Below are 18838 nucleotides of genomic sequence, written 5' to 3'. Positions count from 1 at the left end.
TTACACGATTACCAGATCACCACACAATGGAGGACTCAATATGACGAAATGGGCACGGGCATTTTATCAACCGGTGAAGCCGCTGGGGCCGAATCATCAATTGCTGACCGCCTCACCGGCACAGCTAGGGTTGTCACGCCGCGCGGCTGCGGCCGGGGCAGTGTTACTCAAGAATGAAGGCGCCTTTCTGCCGCTACACCGCGGGCAACACATCGCGCTGTTTGGCAAGGCACAAGTCGACTACATTCAAGGCGGCTGGGGTAGCGGTGAGGTCACCGGCCCCACCCCGCTGACCCCGCTGGCCGCGTTCACCGAAGCCGAAGCCGCCGGTGACGTGCGGTTGGCCGCTGAATTGTCCAAATTTTACCAGGCACTGCCGCTGGTCAAACCAGACGAGCCTACCAGCATTTACGCCGAGGAACCGGTGCCTGAGGCCACGGTAAAATCCGCCGCCGCGTTTGCGGATACGGCGGTGTATGTCCTGGGTCGGACTTCTGGGGAAGGCAGCGATCGCCAGGCGGTGCCAGGGGATTACAGCCTCAGCGACACGGAACAGGCCTTACTGGCGGCGCTGCGTGAGCACTTCGCCCACATCGTCGTGGTGTTGAACATCGGCGGCATGATGGACACGTCTTGGTTCGTGGCCGATCCGCACATTCAAGCGGTGCTGCTGGCGGCGCAAGGCGGCAGTCAAGGCGGCGGTGCTATTGCCGATTTGCTGACGGGTAAGGTCACGCCGTCTGGCAAACTCACCGACACGCTGGCCGACAGTTACGCGGCCTACCCGAGCTCCGCGACGTTCAACCAAAGCGACGACGCGGTCGACTACACGGAAGACATCTACGTCGGCTACCGCTATTTCGAGACCCTGCCCGATCAGCAACAACACGTGAACTACCCCTTTGGCTTCGGCCTGTCCTACACGACCTTCGCGCTGACCGACGCGACGGTAACCGATTCGCCAGCCGCCTACCAGGTCAGCGTCGCCGTGACGAACACAGGGGCTTGTGCCGGTCAGGAAGTGGTGCAGCTGTACTTGGCCGCGCCACAAGGGAAACTCGGTAAGCCGCACCGCAGTCTCGTGGCGTTTGCGAAGACACGGATACTACAGCCAGGCGAAACCCAGCAGGTTCAGTTGACGGTACAACTCTCCGATTGTGCCAGCTTCGACGACCTCGGCGTGGTGGCAAAAGCCGCCATGATTCTTGAAGCCGGCGACTACCAGTTTTACCTCGGGACGGATGTGCGCTCGGCGGCCTTGCTACCGGTCACTCATGTTGAGCCGGCAACCCGCATTGTGCGCCAGCTGCATGACTATTGTGCCCCGAATCAGCTGGCCCAACGGCTGACGGCCAGTGGTGCCATGCAGGCGTTGCCAACCGGACCACAGCCGCCGGAATACAGTGTCGGCGACCCCGGCCCGCACCACGCGCCGTTCCAGTTGCCGGTGGCGGAGTGGCTGGACCAAGGCGCCACGATCTCCCGCGAGGAGCCGTGGCAATTGGCAGATGTCGCCACCGGAGCAACCACGCTCGGCGACTTCATCGCCCAACTCACCAACGGCGACTTGGTGCACCTGCTGTGTGGCCAGCCCTGCGTCGGCGCCGCTGACACCGGCGGGTTTGGGGCGTTGCCCGACTACGGCATCCCCGATATGATGACCGCCGATGGACCGGCCGGCTTACGAATCCCACCTGACCGTGGCGTCATCACCACGGCCTGGCCCAGCGCAACGCTTCTGGCGCAAACCTGGGATCCTGCGTTGGTCACCGAGGTCGGCCGCGGGGCGGCGCGCGAGGTCAAGGAGAACAACATCGGCGTCTGGCTGGCTCCAGCGCTGAACATTCACCGCAACCCGCTGACCGGGCGCAACTTTGAATACTTTGCCGAGGACCCGCTGGTGGCGGGGACCATGGCCGCCGCCATCGTTCGCGGCGTGCAAGGCGAAGGCGTGGCGGCGTGCATCAAGCATTTTGCCTGCAATAACAAGGAAACCAACCGCAACCACGCCGACTCGCGCGTCTCCGAGCGGGCCTTGCGCGAAATCTACCTGCGCGGCTTTGAGCTCGCGGTGTCCACAGCCAAGCCACTGTGCCTGATGACCAGCTACAATCAGGTCAACGGCCGCCACCCTTCCGCCGACCGCGAGCTGCTACAAGGCATCCTGCGCGGCGAATGGGGCTACGCAGGCCTGATCATGACCGACTGGTGGAACCTCGTTGACCACGCCAAAGAAGTTGAAGCGGGCAACAACTTGAAGATGCCAGACGGCGACCCGCAGCGCCTCTTGGCCGCCGCCCAGGCCGGCACCCTGAGCCGAAATTACCTCGAGGCTAACGCAAAGCCGATTTTGCAGGTGCTGTTGCAACTCGACTAATCGTTCCACGTGAAACACAGGTTCGGCTTGAATACACAAATGGCGGTTGCTCCCGACTGGGAACAACCGCCATTTGTGCGTTAGGCGTCAGCGACTAAGCCAACCGCCTTCATGCTGTAATGCCACAATCCGCGCGCTACCGCTTCGTCATGCGACAAGGCCGACGACGGAATCGGGTTGGTGCTGCGGCGATCGTAGTACCGCGCGGCCCCGGTGGCAAACTCGGGCAGCGTCAGTAGGTCCACGACCATCTTGGCCGAGTCTTTGGCGGTACTGAGGATGTCGGCGAACTTCGCCAGCATCTCCGGGGTGAAGCGCGACTTGTCCTTGGCCAAACCGGTTTCGGTCATCAGCCCTGGATTCACCGCGTTCACGGCGGCGGGCTTGCCTTGCGCCGTCAGCTGCCGCTTCAACTCATAGGCGAAGAGAATCATGCAGAGCTTGGAGTAGATGTAGCTGCGCTGGTCGACCACCGGATCGAGGCCGGCGTGCGCCACCGTTTCCGCCCCGGGCCAAGTCAGGTGCTTGATGGCGTCGTGGCGGTCGCTGCTGACCATGATGATGCGCGGCTGCTTGGCCAGCTTGGGCAGCAACAACTGCGTCAGCAAAAAATGGCCGAGGTAGTTGGTTTCAAAGATGTTGTTGAAGCCATCAGCCGTGGTGGTGACGCTGGTCCCGGCGATGCCGGCGTTCAACACCAATCCGAAGACCTGCGTATCAAGCGCAGAGAATGCGGTGACAAAGCGCCGCACCGCCGCCAAATCGGCGGTGTCTAGCGGCAGGCAAACGATGTCGGCCTGAGGGGATTCGGCCAGAATTTGTTTGCGCGCGGCTTCGGCCTTGGCCTGATTGCGACAGGCCATGACGAGCTGGTAGTCGGCCCCGGTCGCGGCCAGCTGCCGGGTGGTTTCATAGCCCAAACCGGAGTTGGCGCCAGTAATGATAATCGTTTTTTTCATGATATCTCCTTTGGTTAACGGCCGAGTTGCCGCAACGCCGCGACTAGCGCGGCCGGTGTGACCCCGGTGCCGGTGAGGCTGGCGGCCAAGTCGGCTTCCTGCGCGGCCAGCGCCGCCTTGATCTGCGGGTACAGCGCCTCGCCTGCTGGGGTCAAGGCCAGCGTGTACTTGCGCCGGTCGGCGGTAGCCGGCTGCTTGTCCACGAGGCCGAGCTTAGCCAGCTTGGCGATTTCGCGGTTGACGTTACTTTGGTGCAGCGTGTCCTGGCGCACCAGCTGATCCTGCAACAGCCCCGGATTGTCGTGCAGCTTCAGGATAAAGAAGAACTGGCTGGTGTTGACGCCAAGCGGGGCCAGCCGCCGCTCCAGCCGCCGCGTGGCGGTGGTGGCGGCAACGTGCAGCTGCTTGGTGATGGTGTCATCGTGCTGGTCGATCATAGTTACACCTCGAGGTCAAACACGGCTTCGGCGGTGCCATGGGCGATTTGTTCGCGCTCCGGTTGGGTGAGCGCCGCCTGCTCCAGGAAGCTGCGGGTGGTGTCGCCGGTTTGCACATAAGGATAATCCTCGGACCACATGATGTGATCGGCACCGACTTCCGCCAGGGCCAGTTGCATTTGTGGTGTCGTGAACATCCCCGATGGTGACAGGTACACCTGGCGCCGGTAGTACTCGGAGAACTTCAGCGGCAGCTTGGACACGAACGGGCCGAAGCCATCGATGCGCTCGATGAACATCGGCACGAACTCACCCCAGTGGCCGGTGGCAATTTTCACATGGGGATAGCGCTCCAACACGCCGGCGGTGATGAGGCGCACGAGTTGAATGCCGGCCTCCATGTGCCAGCCCCACATCGCCCCGGCCATCATGGTCGCCGTGAGCGCCGAGTAAGCTTCGCTGTCGTACAGCACGGCCTTTTGCTGGTTGGAGATGATGCCCGGGTGCAAGTACAGCGTGGTGCCCAGCCGATCGGCGGCGGCAAAAATCGGGTCGAACTTCGGCGCGTCGAGGAATTGGCCATCGACGCTGCCGCTGATGATGGCGCCCTTCAGTCCGAGCTTGGTCACGGCGTAGTCGAGTTCTTCGGCGGCTTGCTCCGGCAGGTTGGCCGGCAGCGTCGCCAAGCCGGCAAAGCGGTCGGGATGGTGGCTGATGGCCTCAGCTAGCGCCTCATTTTGCGCATGGGCGCCTGCAACGGCGTATTGGTCGGGCAAGACCTGCGGCGAGTTGCCGGCATCTGAGATGATCTGCATATCGATGCCATGCGCGTCCATGTAGGCGATTTTGCGGTCGAAGTCGACCAGGTCCGGCCGCAGCTGGTCCTGGCGTGGGTTGTTGTTCTTGACGGTCGAGTACTGCTTGAACTGGGCAATATTCGCGTCGGTATCGTAATGTTCTTCTACGGTAATGAGTTTCATCATGGCCTCCTGGCGATGCGTGTCGGTGAACAGCCATGAGTGTACCACAAAACTATGCGCGTGCATAGTTTTCCTGCCTGGACACTAAAAAGCGCCTGCCGAGTGGGCAAGCGCAACGTGATGACGATTTAGCAGGTCTTGGCGCCGATGGCTTGGGTCACGCCTGCGGTTTGCGGCTGGGCGTGACTCACCGTCACCGCCCCGTCGAGAATGCCGGAGTCGGCGCGCAAAGCCAACGCGCCCATGCGGTAGTCGAGCACCAGGCCGTTGTCGAGGTACATGGTTTCTTCTTCGCCTGTGGTCAGATCCAGGCCCGCGTCGTTAACAACCGGGAGGGCATAATCGGCATCCGGCGCGTCGGCAACGACGATTTGCCACTTATTCCCGATGGCACAGGAGCCGCCGAGCTGCGAGTACTTGCTCGAACCGTCATCCAAGGCTAAGAACAGGTGCTGCCCGGCGATGAACTTGCCTGCCAGATAATCCTTCGCCGCATGCTTAATGGTGATGTTCATAATATCCCTCCTACGATTAGGTTGTACACAACTTTTACTAACTTTAGTATACCAAATTGGCCGCAAAAGTCAACTGGTCGCACCGGCTTGCCATTGCAGCCGAACAAGCGTATGCTCGTATTAATCGTGCACGACTAATAAGGAGCAACCACTATGCCGACTCATGTTAATCTCGCCAACCAGCTGTGCTTCAGTGTCTATAACGTTAATCGCCTGTTCAACCAATTTTACCAAGAGGCCCTTAGCGCTTATCACCTCACCTACCCGCAATACCTGTTGCTCACCGAACTATGGAATCAAGACCACCAGGAACTGCGTGATTTAGGCGAGCGGTTGAAGCTGAGCTCGAATACCCTCACCCCGCTGGTGAAGCGGCTTGAGGCGCGCGGCTGGGTGACGCGGGTGCACCCGGCTGAGGACAAGCGGCGGCTGATCGTCAGCCTGACGGCCAAGGCCAAGGCTGATGAGGCGCCGATTCAAGCGGCGCTTGCCGAATGCCTCGGCCGCTACCACCTGACGGCTGCAGACTATGAACAGGCGCTCGCCTTGAATCAGAAACTGATGGCCGCAATGCGCGCATAGCCGGATGCGCTTTTCCCCGATTAGTCGTGCACGCCTAAAATGGAGGTAACACCTATGGATTTTGATGTCTTAATGATTGGCTCCGGCCATGCCACCTGGCACGCCGCAGTCGCCTTACTGCAACAGGGCAAACGCGTTGCCATTGTTGAGCGTGACTTGGTCGGTGGCACGTGCACCAATTACGGCTGCGATGCGAAAATCGCGTTAGATGGCCCGTTTCAATTGATTGAACAGCTGCGCCGGTTTCAAGGCCACGGCGTCGAAACGTTGCCGGCAGTGAACTGGTCGGATTTGATGACCTACAAGCACCAGATCATCGACCCGCTGGCGCCAACAATGACGAAGTTGTTTGCCCAAGGCGGGATCACCATGATCACCGGCAGCGCCAAGCTTCGTGACGCGCATACCGTCGAAGTCGCTGGCCAGTCCTACACCAGTGAGTATATCGTCATCGGGACCGGGCAGCGGCCAGCGCAGCTGACCATTCCCGGAGCCGAGTACATTCACGACAGCCGCGAGTTCCTTGACCTCCCCGAGATGCCAGAGCGCCTCGTCTTCATCGGCGCCGGGATCATCGCCATGGAATTTGCCGCAATGGCTGCAACCATGGGGAAGCAGGTGCATATTGTTGAATTCAGCGACAAGGCCCTTGCCCCGTTCCATCAGCCCTATGTCGCCCGCCTGCGGGAGAAGCTGCGCGCGCAAGGCGTCGAGTTCCACTTTAACGAAGCCGTCAACGCCGTCACGAAAACCGCGACCGGCTACACGGTCACCACGGCCAACGGCTTGACCCTCGAGACAGACTACATCCTGGGCGCCACCGGTCGCGTAGCCAACGTCGAAGGCCTGGGCCTTGAAGCCCTGGGGATTGAAGCCTCCCGGCGCGGGATCAAGGTGAATGATCACCTGCAAACAACGGTGGCGAATATTTTCGCCAGTGGCGATGTCATCGACAAGCCACAACCGAAGTTGACTCCTGTCGCAACATTCGAGTCCAACTATATCGCCAGTGTGATTGCCGGCAACTCGGCACCGATTCACTACCCGGCGATTCCAAGCGTCGCCTTCACGATGCCGCGATTGGCCGAAGTGGGCGTGAGCCCGGCCACTGCCGCCGCCCAGCCCGCTCAGTACCACACGCAAGTCGTGCCATTCGGCCAACAGCTGGCCTTCCAGTACAAGCGGGCGCTAGACGCTGAAGCGACTCTCGTGTTCGACCAGCAGGGCTACTTGGTCGGCGCGAGCCTGTATGCCGATGACAGCGAGGACTTGATCAACCTGCTCACGCTGATCATCAACGGCCGCTACACCGCCACCACCCTGCAGCAACAGATCTTTGCCTTCCCCAGTGCCACGGTGGGCCTGATCGATCTGTTGACCCCATTGTTACCGCGCTAACCGCCTACCGCGGCTCAGGCCTATCCTGAGTCGCGGTTTTTTCAGGCCAGCGCCAAAAAAAAGATCCCGTTCGCGGGATCTTTCCATACGCATGCAATTAGGCCGTGGCGCCAGCCTTGGCTTGTTGCAACGCATCCGCCACGGCGGCCTTCAAGGCGTGACTGGTGACCGACGCCCCGGACACCGCGTCGACTTCGGTGGAGTTGGCCGCGACCATCGCCTGGGGCAACGTCTTGATGGCCTTCAAGCCCACGTCGGCGCTTTCGCTTTGTTCCAGCACCTCGACGTTTTCCAGCTTGCCATCCGCGTAGGTGACGCGCACGACGATGCCGTCGCCCATCCCCTCGTCGCTTCTGCCGATGTACTGGTTCGGGCCGACGGGATACTGCGACGCCGACTGGCTAGCCGCCGGCGTGGCCGCTTCGGTGGCCGAGGCGCCGCTGGTGGCGTCTGGCTTCGCGTCAGCGGTAGTCGCGGTCAGGCCGAGGTTGTGCGCCGCGTTTTCACCGGCGATCTTGCCCCAAATCAGGCACTCGGCCAGGTTGTTGCCGCCTTGGTACTGATTGGCGTTGATGCCGCCGAGTTCGCCGGCCGAGTACAGGTGGGCGATGGCCGCTCCGCGGGGGTTAAGCACCTGCGCGCGACTGTTGCGCCGCGGGCCGCCTTGCGTGTTCAGCACGGTTTGCCGCAGCGGCACGGCGTAGTACGGGCCGGCGTCAAAGGCGCGCATCGTTTCGGCTGGCCGGTCGAAGGCGTAGTCGCGGCCGGCCTTGGCGAAGTCGTCGAAGTCCTGGCGGGCCTTAGCCAGCACGGCTGGTTTGGCGTCGATCAACTTGGCCAATTCCTCAAGCGTCGCCGCCTTCACCGTGATGGCATCGAAGTTGTCGACCGGCAGCTTCCCGGCGTGAATCGCCTGCCACTGCGTTTGGTCGAAAATCAAATGCGGGTGATCGTTAGCAATCGGCACCTGCCACGTGCCGTGGTAATAAATGTGGCCGTGCTTGTTCGGCTCGGCTTCGTTGAAGTACCGCGACCCGTCGTCGCCAACCGTGAAGGTGCTGCCATTGGCGGATTCTGGCCAGCTCAGCAGCAGCCGGCCGCGGGTGCCGGCCGGGCCGGCAAACGTCAGCCCGTGCAGCATCCCCAACGACTCGTAGTTGGCCATGTGCCACATATCGGCGCCGACCTCCAGGCCCATGCGAATGCCATCACCCTTGTTGTAAAGCGAGCCGATGGGCGCCAGGCGCGACGCCTTCAGGTAGTCTTGGATCATCGACGGGTTGTTCTCAAACCCGCCGGTGGCCAGCACGACCCCACCGCGTGCTTGGATGTTCAACACCACGTGGTCGTGCTCGATTTGGGCCCCGGTAACGGCGCCATCGGCAGCTTGAATCAGGTGCTTGGCCGGTGAGCTGTACCACACCGTGATCTTGTCCTGCCGCGCCAGCACTTCCTGCCGCAGCTTTTTCCAAAGCGCAGAGTCGAATTGCCGCTCGTGGACGACCAGTAGATCATAGGCGTTCACGCCGGGGAAGTCCGGGAACTCGTGCAGGATGCCGTGCAAGTCGACCTTACTGTGGTCCCAGTCCTTGGCGATGCTCAATGGCTCCACGCCGAGGTAGCGGCGGAAGTAATCCGGCATATCGACCATACCTTGGACGTAAGTATCGATCATGTCGTCATCCAGCTGCATCGGCGCGGTCATCGCCTTGTAGTAGGTCTTCAGCTGGTCAAAATCGGTCCCGGCGCCGACGACTTGGCCGGCGTAGCGGGTGTTGCCGCCTTCATGGCCTTCCGGTGCGGCATCCACCAGCAGCACCTTGGCGCCGGCATCGGCGGCAAAGCGGGCCGCCGTGGCGCCCGCACCGCCAAAGCCGAGCACGACGACATCAAAAGTCTGATCCCAATTCTGGTTCGTTGTCATTCTTTGGTTCCTCCCTCATGCACATGTTTTCACACGTTCAGCCGCTGAATTTGGTGAAGCAGTGAACGAGCTCGCGTGATTATTATAGGGCTGATGTTTTATCGTGACGCGCTTAATTTGGCAAGTGTCACTTTGGTCACGAAAAAAAGATCCCATCGCTGGGATCTTTCCTGCGTCATGCCAATTAGGCGGTAACGGTGGCCTTGGCTTTCTTCAAGGCATCCGCCACGGCGTCTTGTAAGGCGTGGCTGGTGACCGACGCCCCAGACACGGCATCGACGTCGGTGGAGTTAGCCGCGACCATTTCCTGTGGCAAGGTCTTGATGGCCTTCAAGCCCACGTCGGCGCTTTCGCTTTGCTTCAGCACTTCGACGTTTTCGAGCTTGCCGTCTGCGTAGGTGACTCGCACGACGATTTCGTTGCCCATGCCTTCATCGCTGACGCCGATGTACTGGTTCGGGCCAGTCGGGAATTGGGTCGATTCAGCAGAGCTGGTGGTGGCAGTCGGCGTAGCTTCCTCCTCGGAGGCGCCACTCGTCGCATCAGCGGTCGGTTCTTCACTCGCCGTGGTCGGCGTGAGGCCATGCGCCGCGTTTTCACCGGCGATTTTACCCCAAATCAGGCACTCGGCGATGTTGTTGCCGCCTTGATACTGGTTGGCGTTGATCCCGCCCAGCTCACCAGCGGAGTACAGGTTGGTGATTGGCTTGCCATTCGGCGCCAAGACCTCGGCACGCGTGTTGCGCCGCGGGCCGCCTTGGGTGTTGAGCATCGCCTGCTCAAGCGGCAGCGCGTAATACGGGCCGTCATCGAAGGCGCGCATCGACTCAATCTTGCGCCCATAGGCATAGTCCTCACCGAGCTCGGTAAAGTGATCGAAGTCCGCGCGGGTCTTGGCCAAGATGTCCGGCTTGGCGTTGATGAGCTTCGCCAGGTCTTCTAGTGTATCGGCCTTCACCGTCAAATCGTCAAAGTTGTCGATTGGCAGCTGGCTTTGCTTGAAGGTCTCCCACTGCGTCTGGTCGAAAATCAAGTGTGGATGGTCGTTGGCAATCGGCACTTGCCACATGCCATGGTAGTACAGATGGCCATGCCGGTTATCCTCGGTTTCGTTGAAGTACCGCGAACCGTCATCCCCGGCGACGAACACACTGCCGTCGTTGATGTGCGGCCATGCCAGAATCAAGCGTCCGCGCTCACCGGCTGGCGTCGCAATGGTCAAGCCGTGCAACATGCCCAGAGACTCGTAATTGGCCATGTGCCACATGTCGGCCCCGACTTCCAGGCCCATTTTGACGCCGTCGCCTTTGTTGTAAATAGAGCCAACGGGCGCCAGCTTCGAAGCCTTCAAGTAGTCCTGAATCATTTCAGGATTGTTTTCAAAGCCGCCGGTGGCCAGGATGACGCCGCCGCGTGCCTGAACGTCGAGCAACACGTGGTCGTGCTCAATTTGCGCGCCAATCACCGCATTGGTGTGTGGGTCTTGAATCAAGTGCTTGGCCGGTGAACTGTACCAAACGGTGATCTTGTCGCGCCGATCCAGCACGGCCTTGCGCAGCTTCTTCCACAAGGCGCTGTCGAAGTACCCGGCGTGAACCAGCAGCATGTCGTATGAGTTGGCCCCTGGATACTCTGGGAATTCATGCGACATCGACCCGATATCCAAGTCGCCGGAGAGTTGCTTGCCATCCTTAACCGTGCTGAATGGCTCAACACCCAGATACTTGCGCATGTAATCCGGCATGTTCACCATCCCGGTGACATAGGTATCAATCATGTCTTCGTCGAGGTTCATCGGCGCGGTTAACGCCTTGTAATAAGCCTTCAACTGGTCGAAGTCACTGCCGGAGCCCACCAGTTGGCCGGCATAGCGGGTATTCCCGCCTTCGTGGCCCTCCGGTGCGGAATCTACCAGCAGCACCTTGGCGCCGGCATCAGCGGCAAACCGCGCGGCGGTCGCGCCGGCACCACCAAAGCCTAAGACCACGACATCAAAACTCTGATCCCAATTACGCTTGTCCGACATTTCAGTATCCTCCTTCTTTGTCCCCTCTGTGAGGTGAACAAATTTCACAAATGCAGTGAAGCATTCCTCGAGAAACTTGACGGTTGACTGGTCCTTCAGGTTACCGGCGGCATCAAAGGCCGTCTTGCAATTGGGCAACATAAACTCGTTGCCCGGCAGCACATGGGCATCAACGCCTGGTGCATCGAGCACATGGCGCAGATCCATCTGCGCCCGCACCGTGCCTTGCGCACCAAACGACGCGCCGACCACCATCACCGGCTTGCCGGCCAGTGAATGGTAGCTGGCAGACAGCCACTCAATCACGCTTTTCAGGCTGGCGGTCATCGAGTGATCGTATTCCGGCGTGGCAATAATCACGCCATCCGCCGCCTTAACCCGCTGAATCAAAGCCTCGATGGCAGCAGGGAAGTGCTTCAGGTCATCCTCGTTAAACAGAGGCAACCCTTTGATCTCCTGCAATTCAATCTCAGCCGTTGGTGCAAAGTGCCGCTTCATATACTGCAACAGCAGGCGGTTGTACGACACCGTCGCGTTGTTGCCAACTATCGCAAGTAATTTCACGAACTCATCTCCTGTCTCGCGTTACATCGGTTGCTTACAGGACAATTGTATATCTAAATGACGAAGGTGGCACAAAAAAGTTGAAATATTTATCACAAGCAAGCGCATTCCTAAACGGCGTATCGGTTCTAAATAGCGCCATGTCAAGGATTTGGCTTGTAGTTAATCACACGAAACGACTGTGGTCGAATCAAGGTGTACCTGCCCTCTCACCACGGTTCATTAATGGTTACGCGCCGTTCACACGGTCATCCCCTTCTGCATTCACCGCTTTCAATATGCTTACTCGCCAATTGTAGTCCCCACCCGGGTGGTCCTTGCAACTATCTGAACGTGGCTTCATAAGCGCCGTTTTACCGAACAAAAATGGCGGTACCCGCAACGGGTGCCACCGAGTTGACGACAAACTAAAAACAGCCACGCTTGCGCGTGGCTGCGGAACGATTACATATTGACGTGCACCCCGAAGGATGGCTGGAAGTAACTGGAGATCGACGCGGTCGTGACGGTTTGTCCTGGTTGTGGCGCGTGGATGTACTGACCACCGCCGATGTACAGGCCAACGTGGTAAGTGGAACCCGCGGAACCCCAGAAGACCAAGTCGCCGGCCTGCAGGTTAGAAACGGAGACGCGGTAACCAGAAGATTCTTGTGGTACCGTCCAGCCACCGATGTTCTTCCCTGCGGCATGCAGGAAGACGTAGTACATCAACCCGGAACAGTCGAAGCCGCTCGTGGTTTTCCCACCCCAGACATACGGCGTGCCGATTTGGGCGCGGGCCATCGAGATGACCGCTTGCACCTTGGCGGAACGGGAAGCGCTGGAGCTCGTGTTGTACGTAGGCGTCTTGGCCACGGTCGTCGTGCGGCGAGTCGTGGTGGTCGTCCGCTTAGGGGCAACATAAGTCGAGGCCTTGCGGGTCGTCGTGGTTGCCTTAGCTGGCGTCGCCGCCTTAGTGGCAACGGACTGGTTCAGGTTCGTGGTAACGTATTGCGCAGGCACATAGCCGCCATCACTCAGCTTGTAATAGCTGAGCCCGTCAGCACCAGCGACCTTGCTCCCTGTGACCGTGACCTTTTGGCCATTGGACAGGTAAGAAGCGGCGCCGCTGGCCGTGCTAGCAGAATTCCACACCGTGACGACACCACCGGCGTAAACCACCTTCATCGTAGTCGTCTGAACGGCTGGCGTTGCAGGCTTGGCCGGCGTCGTGCTTTGGGTGCTGGCCGGCGCCTGCTGAGTCGTCGTCGTGCTGGCGGCGGTAGTAGTCGCAGCCTTCTTGGTAGTGGTTGGCGTGTTGAGGTTGGTCGTCACGAAGCGCGCTGGCACATAGCCGCCGTTACTCAGTTGGTACCAAGCCTCGCCGTTAACCGTCGTGGAAGCAACGGCAGAAACGATGCTCCCGTTATCCAGGTAAGTCCCAGTTGCTTGCGCGTAGCTGGTATCCTGCCAAACCGTGACAGGGCCAGCTGGGTAGTTGACCTTCAGCTTCGTCGTGGTGGCCGTCGTGTCGGTTTTCGCGGCACTCGTGGTCGTCGTCGAGTCAGTGCTTTGGCTAGCCGCCGTGCTTTGCTGCGCGGTCGTGGCCTGAGCCGCCTGAGTCGTGGTGGTCGTGCTGGTTTGCGCAGCAGCCGCTTGGGCCGCCGCCACTTCACTAGCCGTGCCGGCGTAGCGAGCAGGCACGTAACCGCCATTACTCAACTTGTACCAAACCTCACCGTTGACAGTTTCCTTAGAAACAGCAGTAATGTTGGTATCGTCAGTCGTCAAATAGTCGCCGGTCGGGTTGGCGTAGCTTGGGTCAGCCCAAACGGTGACAGCACTCTTGGTGTACGACAAACTCAGATCAATGTTGTCATTGGTCTTCTCGTCAGCAGTCTTGGTGTCATCACCGGACTTCAGATACAGCGCAGGAATCCATTCATTCTCGCCGATCTTGTACCAGGTGGCACCATCAACTGTTTTCTGGTCCAAAATATTCACGCTTTGGTTGTAAACGACATAGCGTTTAACCGATTGCGTGTCGAACTCAGGGCTGCCCCACACCGTCGTCGCGCCATCTTTGTATGTCACGGTGCCGGTTGTGGTTGCTGCGTGCGTGGCATTCGGCGTCGTCGCGATAGCGGCGAGGCCGGCTGCACCAGCCAGTCCTGCAGTTAATGTTAGTGTAGTTTTAATCGGGTTCTTCTCCATGAAAACTCCTCCGTTTCAACATTTGTTTGTTTTAGAGAAAATTATCATTTTAAAGAATTCTTAAGCGTCTGTAAGTAGGTTACCACGGTCTGGACCACCATGCACTAAAAAAATTAAAGTTCTATCAGAATTGCCAACAAAAAAGCCCGCCGCATCGGCCTTAAGACCGAGCAAACGGGTTATATTACATTTATGTTACGCCTGCTTTGCCACCGCTAAGCCTAGCTTGATCATGTCATCGAAACTCGTTTGCCGCTCGGCGGCTGTTGTCTCCTCGCCGGTGACCAGGTGATTCGAAACGGTCAGAATCGATAACGCCCGCCGGTGGTACTTCGCGGCCAACAGGTACAGCGCCGGGGTCTCCATTTCCGTGGCGAGCACGCCATACTTGATTAGCTTGTGGCGATCCATCTCGTCGTTGTAGAAGCGATCCTCGCCCAGCACGTTGCCGACTTGCACGGGCAGGTGCGAATCCCCCGCCAGATCGTAGGCCGCGTGTAACAGGCCAAAATCGGCCAATGGTGCGAAGTACATCCCCGCCCCGAAGGTATTCAAGATGATACTGCTGTCGGTGGTGCTGCCTTGCGCCAGCACCACGTCGCGCACGTGCACGTCTGGCCCCAACCCGCCGGCGGTACCGACGCGAATCAAGGTTTGCACGCCATAGTCTTGAATCAGCTCCGTGGCGTAGATGCTAATGGAAGGAATACCCATCCCCGTCGCCTGCACGGAAATCCGCCGGCCGGCATACTCTCCGGTGTACCCGAAGGCGTTGCGCACCGTGTTGTAGCGCACCGGCTTGGTCAAATAGGTCTCAGCAATGTATTGCGCCCGCAGCGGATCCCCTGGCAACAACACGACATCGGCAATGGCTCCCGCCGGTGCATCGATATGCGTACTCATCTTATATTTGCCTCCATTTAAACATAGTCACCCGGACTCCCGTTACTTCAACAGCCCCAGAAACGACTGGCCAACGCCATTCCCCGCCACGCCGAAGTTCTCCAGCACGGTGGCGCCCAGGTCGGCAAACGGTGACCGCACCCCGAGGTCGCCGTTCCCCGGCAAGCTCGGCGAGTACGCAATCAGCGGCACGTACTCGCGTGTGTGGTCGGTGCCGGTGAAGCCGGGATCGTTGCCGTGATCGGACGTGATCAGTAGCAAGTCGCTTGGCTGTATTGCCGCCAGCAAGTCGCCCAGCTGCCGATCGAAGGCCATCAGCGCTTCGCCGTCGCCTTGCGGGTTGCGGCGGTGTCCATACATGGCGTCGAAGTCCACCAGGTTGGTGAAAATAAACCCGGTGCGCGCCGACTGCACGGCGGCAATCGTTTGGTCCATGCCATCGCTGTTGCTGACGGTGTGCACCCCATCAGCCAGCCCTTGACCGGAGAAAATATCGTTGATTTTCCCGACGCCGTACGTGGCGACACCGGCGGCTTGCAGGCGGTCGAGGTCGGTTTCGGCTGTCGGCAACAAGGCGTAGTCGTGCCGGTCGCTGGTGCGCGTGAAGTTGGCCTTGTTCGTGCCAACGTAAGGCCGCGCGATGATGCGCCCGATGCGATACGGCGCGCCGGTGGTAATTTTACGCGCGTATTCACAGATCTTGTACAGCTCGGCCAGCGGAATCACGGCAGTGTTGGCGGCGATTTGCAGCACCGAGTCGCCTGACGTGTACACAATCAGCTCGCCGGTTTGCAGCTGGCGCTCGCCGTAGTCGTTGATGACCTCGGTGCCGGAATACGGCTGGTTGACGATGACCTTCCGCCCGGAGAAATCCTCGAGTTGTTGTATCAACTCCGCAGGGAACCCATTCGGAAAAAAGCCCAGCGGCTCGGTGACAGGCAGGCCCATCATCTCCCAGTGGCCGTCCATGCTGTCCTTACCCGCGGAAATCTCCGCCATTTTGCCAAAGTAGCCAATCGGTGCCGGAACCGCCGGCACGCCGGGAATCGGCGTCGGCCGCTGAATGTTGCCGAGGCCGAGGCGCTGCCAATTAGGCAAGGCCCACCCGGTTTCGCCGAAGTGGGCGCCGATGTGGCCCAACGTGTCGGCGCCGGTGTCGTGAAACTTGGCGGCGTCCGGGGCCTCGCCGATGCCAATCGAATCGGTGACAATCGCGATCACGCGGTCAAACTTAGGCATGCGGCGCCTCCTCCAGGATCTTGATGCCGGCGCTGGCCCCGAGCCGGCTGGCCCCGGCGTCGATCAGCGCCTTGGCTTCGGCATAACTATGAATCCCACCGGCGGCCTTGACGCCGAGCCGGTCCCCGACCGTTTGCCGCATTAAGGCCACGTCATGCACCGTGGCCCCACCGGCGGCGAAGCCCGTCGAAGTTTTGACAAAATCGGCGCCGGCGGCCTCGGCCAGCTGGCAAGCCGTGACCTTTTCCGCATCGGTGAGCAACACGGCTTCGATAATCACCTTCAGCAATCCATTTTTCGCGTGGGCGGCGCCGGCGACGGCAGCGATGTCGGCCTGCACGGCTTCATTGTGGCCCGCCTTCAACTCGCCGATGTTCAGCACCATGTCGACCTCTTTGGCGCCGGCAGCCAGCGCCTCATCAGCCTCGGCGACCTTGATGAAGGTCGTGTTCGCCCCCAGCGGGAAGCCGATCACTGTGCAGACGTTGACGTCCGTGCCCTTCAGCGCGGCCACGGCGCGCGGCACCCAATATGGGTTGAGGCAAACCGAGGCGAAATCGTGCGCCTTGGCCTCAGCGAGGACGTTGTCGATTTGCGCCTCTGTGGCGTCCGGCTTCAACAACGTGTGATCAATGTATTTTGCTAATGGTTTATCCATGACTTGCTCCTTTGTGTGCTAAATTAGCTTCATCTTACCATGAATCCCGCCGGCCACAAAAAAAGCGTGGGTCAAGAATGACTCACGCATGCCACAGTACTCGCCGAAGCGAATAAGGGTATCTCGGCTCCACAACCTGTGCCCACTGACCCCGCAAATCCGGCGGGTGGCTTGCGCCGCGTCAGCTGTGCTTTCACCATTTTAAAATGGTTACTCGACTCATCGCATACAGATAGTATACCACATCACCGCGCCCGCCACACCGTGCGGTACATTAGCTCGGCCACCAGTTGCGCCAGCATGAACCCCACCGCAATGGCGCCGGCCACCAACACCACGCGGACGAAATACATCCCGGCATCGGCCCGCTCGCCGAGCACCAGCGCCCGTACCGCCTGGTAGGCTGTGGCGCCTGGCACCAAGGGGACGAGGCCTGGAATGGTGAACAGAATCACCGGTGTTTTCTGCCAGCGTGCGAACCACATCGCGGCTAAGCCAATCGCCAGCGCCCCCAGGAGGTTGGCCAGCATCCGCCCAGGGTGAACGGTCACCATCAGCCCCCAATAGGTCATCCAGCCGATCAGCCCGGCCCACCCGGCGAGGTTGAGGTTGCGCCGAGGCACGTTGATGATGATGGCAAACGCCACCGTCGCCAAGTAACTAAAACTTGCTTGAATCAAGATTTCCATGCCGACTCCTAGAAAAAGCGAAAGATGACAGCCACGCCCACGCCAATCGCTGCCGCACTCAAGATGGCTTCCATGCCGCGGACCATGCCGGACACCAAATGGCCCGCTAACATGTCGCGAATCGAGTTGGTGATCGCCACCCCAGGGACCAGCGGCATCACTGCGCCAATGATGATGTTATCCAGGCTGCGGCCAATCCCGATGCGCACGCCGAGCCAGGCCAGCGCCGCCACAACGAAGGCGCCGGCCACGGAACTGATAAACTGCACGCGGGTGACCCGATCTAACCAAGCGAAGGCGTAAAACCCAGCCCCGCCGGCCACGGCGGCTAGCGGCAGGTCCCGCCAGTCGTTTTGTTGCGCAAACAACACCATCAACAGCGCCGAGCACACCGCGGCAGCAACGACCTGTAGCCACAAGGGAAACGTCGGAGTGTTGGCATCGATGCCAATCAGGGCTTCATGCAACTCATGCAGGGAACACTCCCCGGCGGCAAAGCGGCGCGATAAGGCATTCACGCGCATGACTTTTTCCATGTCGATGGTGCGCTTGCGAATCGTCCCGAGTTTCACCAACGGACTGTGCTCGCTGCCAATGAACAAGCCAGTCGGGGTGGTGAACACCACCGCCGCGGCTTCCCCACCATTGTGCGCGATTCGGGTCATCGTGTCATCGACGCGGTACATCTCCGCGCCACTTTCGATCATGATTCGCCCCGCCAACAAGCAGGTGGTCAGTAACTCACTTTCCGCCATGCGCCTGCTCCAATACCTGAGTAAAATGCTGCATTAGCTTCGCCTTCGGGTACGCACCGGTGATTTTCTCCACGGCCTGGCCATTTTGAAACACCAGCATGGTGGGAATTGACTGGACCTGATACTGAGCGGCAACCGTTTTGTCGTCATCCACGTTCAACGTCACGACGCGCAGTGGCAGCTCGGTTTCAAGCTCCGCGAGAATCGGGCTCAAGATTTTGCAGGGGCCACACCAAGGCGCCCATAAATCGACGATAACGGTACCGGTCTTCACGGCATCCGGCAACGTTTTAGCGGTAACGGCAGTTGGCATGAGGGTCATCTCCTTAAAACGAACAGTTAGCAGTAGTCTAGCAGGTTTTCAGCGTCGTGAACATACAAAAAAACCGATCTTTCGACCGGTTCCAAATTGCGCGGCAGCTTCCTACCCTCGCAGGCAGTCACCCACCAACTACTCTCGGCGTAGAGAAGCTTAACTTCTGTGTTCGGCATGGGAACAGGTGTATCCTTCTCGCTATCGCCACCGCACTTATTTAGTTGAAAGCTTTGCGCTCTCAAAACTGGCTATCATTGTTTTTTCGTATTGCGTTGAACCGTATTTGTACGCTAGTCGTGCTCCGCTTGAGCAACGGATGAGTG

Annotated in this window: 16 protein-coding genes and 1 rRNA gene; 3 read left to right on the top strand and 14 right to left on the bottom strand. The window is 59.6% G+C overall.

Annotated elements, in window-relative coordinates; all coding sequences use genetic code 11:
* Positions 1 to 40: 40 nt before the first annotated feature.
* Positions 41 to 2377: a glycoside hydrolase family 3 protein gene (locus FD02_RS01640; protein ID WP_056949970.1), complete on the top strand. Its 2337-nt coding sequence runs from the start codon at positions 41 to 43 to the stop codon at positions 2375 to 2377.
* An 80-nt stretch (positions 2378 to 2457) separates the two neighbouring features.
* Here the strand turns inward: FD02_RS01640 and FD02_RS01635 are convergent, their stop codons facing one another.
* The 4 genes from FD02_RS01635 to FD02_RS01620 all read right to left on the bottom strand — a co-directional run bounded on the left by FD02_RS01635 (position 2458) and on the right by FD02_RS01620 (position 5268).
* Positions 2458 to 3336, bottom strand: coding sequence for an SDR family NAD(P)-dependent oxidoreductase (locus FD02_RS01635; RefSeq protein WP_056949969.1), 879 nt, complete (start codon positions 3334 to 3336; stop codon positions 2458 to 2460).
* Between the two features lie 14 nt (positions 3337 to 3350).
* A complete protein-coding gene (locus FD02_RS01630; RefSeq protein WP_056949968.1) occupies positions 3351 to 3773 on the bottom strand; it encodes a MarR family winged helix-turn-helix transcriptional regulator in 423 nt (140 codons plus the stop codon).
* A gap of 2 nt (positions 3774 to 3775) precedes the next feature.
* The gene (locus FD02_RS01625) at positions 3776 to 4753 is read right to left on the bottom strand and encodes an amidohydrolase family protein (protein ID WP_054723261.1); all 978 of its coding nucleotides are present in this window, start codon (positions 4751 to 4753) and stop codon (positions 3776 to 3778) included.
* Positions 4754 to 4881: 128 nt separating this feature from the next.
* A complete protein-coding gene (locus tag FD02_RS01620) occupies positions 4882 to 5268 on the bottom strand; it encodes an iron-sulfur cluster biosynthesis family protein (protein ID WP_056949967.1) in 387 nt (128 codons plus the stop codon).
* 153 nt (positions 5269 to 5421) lie between these two features.
* Between FD02_RS01620 and FD02_RS01615 the strand changes: the two genes are divergently transcribed.
* Entirely contained in the window at positions 5422 to 5850 is a 429-nt protein-coding gene (locus tag FD02_RS01615; RefSeq protein ID WP_056949966.1) for a MarR family winged helix-turn-helix transcriptional regulator, read from the top strand.
* A 54-nt stretch (positions 5851 to 5904) separates the two neighbouring features.
* Entirely contained in the window at positions 5905 to 7248 is a 1344-nt protein-coding gene (locus FD02_RS01610; protein ID WP_054723262.1) for a dihydrolipoyl dehydrogenase family protein, read from the top strand.
* 97 nt (positions 7249 to 7345) lie between these two features.
* On the opposite strand, the gene FD02_RS01605 is transcribed toward FD02_RS01610, so the two are convergent.
* The 10 genes from FD02_RS01605 to rrf all read right to left on the bottom strand — a co-directional run bounded on the left by FD02_RS01605 (position 7346) and on the right by rrf (position 18727).
* Positions 7346 to 9172, bottom strand: coding sequence for an FAD-binding protein (locus tag FD02_RS01605; protein ID WP_054723263.1), 1827 nt, complete (start codon positions 9170 to 9172; stop codon positions 7346 to 7348).
* A gap of 184 nt (positions 9173 to 9356) precedes the next feature.
* Entirely contained in the window at positions 9357 to 11762 is a 2406-nt protein-coding gene (locus FD02_RS01600) for an NAD(P)H-dependent oxidoreductase (protein WP_054723264.1), read from the bottom strand.
* A gap of 444 nt (positions 11763 to 12206) precedes the next feature.
* Positions 12207 to 13955, bottom strand: coding sequence for a C40 family peptidase (locus FD02_RS01595; protein ID WP_054723265.1), 1749 nt, complete (start codon positions 13953 to 13955; stop codon positions 12207 to 12209).
* A 195-nt stretch (positions 13956 to 14150) separates the two neighbouring features.
* The gene (gene deoD, locus FD02_RS01590) at positions 14151 to 14858 is read right to left on the bottom strand and encodes a purine-nucleoside phosphorylase (RefSeq protein ID WP_054723266.1); all 708 of its coding nucleotides are present in this window, start codon (positions 14856 to 14858) and stop codon (positions 14151 to 14153) included.
* 42 nt (positions 14859 to 14900) lie between these two features.
* Positions 14901 to 16097 (bottom strand): phosphopentomutase, encoded by a 1197-nt coding sequence (locus FD02_RS01585; RefSeq protein WP_056949965.1) that lies wholly within the window; start codon positions 16095 to 16097, stop codon positions 14901 to 14903.
* Positions 16090 to 16755: a deoxyribose-phosphate aldolase gene (deoC, locus tag FD02_RS01580; RefSeq protein WP_056949964.1), complete on the bottom strand. Its 666-nt coding sequence runs from the start codon at positions 16753 to 16755 to the stop codon at positions 16090 to 16092. The genes FD02_RS01585 and deoC overlap by 8 nt, the downstream gene beginning before the upstream one ends.
* A gap of 245 nt (positions 16756 to 17000) precedes the next feature.
* Complete coding sequence (locus FD02_RS01575) at positions 17001 to 17444, bottom strand: threonine/serine exporter family protein (RefSeq protein WP_056949963.1); 444 nt, start codon at positions 17442 to 17444, stop codon at positions 17001 to 17003.
* Positions 17445 to 17452: 8 nt separating this feature from the next.
* Positions 17453 to 18199, bottom strand: a complete 747-nt coding sequence (locus FD02_RS01570; protein WP_054723268.1) for a threonine/serine exporter family protein — start codon at positions 18197 to 18199, stop codon at positions 17453 to 17455.
* Positions 18186 to 18512 (bottom strand): thioredoxin, encoded by a 327-nt coding sequence (gene trxA, locus FD02_RS01565; protein ID WP_054723269.1) that lies wholly within the window; start codon positions 18510 to 18512, stop codon positions 18186 to 18188. The genes FD02_RS01570 and trxA overlap by 14 nt, the downstream gene beginning before the upstream one ends.
* A gap of 98 nt (positions 18513 to 18610) precedes the next feature.
* Positions 18611 to 18727, bottom strand: a 5S ribosomal RNA gene (rrf, locus tag FD02_RS01560).
* Positions 18728 to 18838: the final 111 nt, after the last annotated feature.

Source organism: Lacticaseibacillus nasuensis JCM 17158, assembly GCF_001434705.1.
GTDB classification, from domain to species: Bacteria; Bacillota; Bacilli; order Lactobacillales; family Lactobacillaceae; genus Lacticaseibacillus; species Lacticaseibacillus nasuensis.
This window is presented reverse-complemented; position numbering and strand designations above follow the sequence as displayed.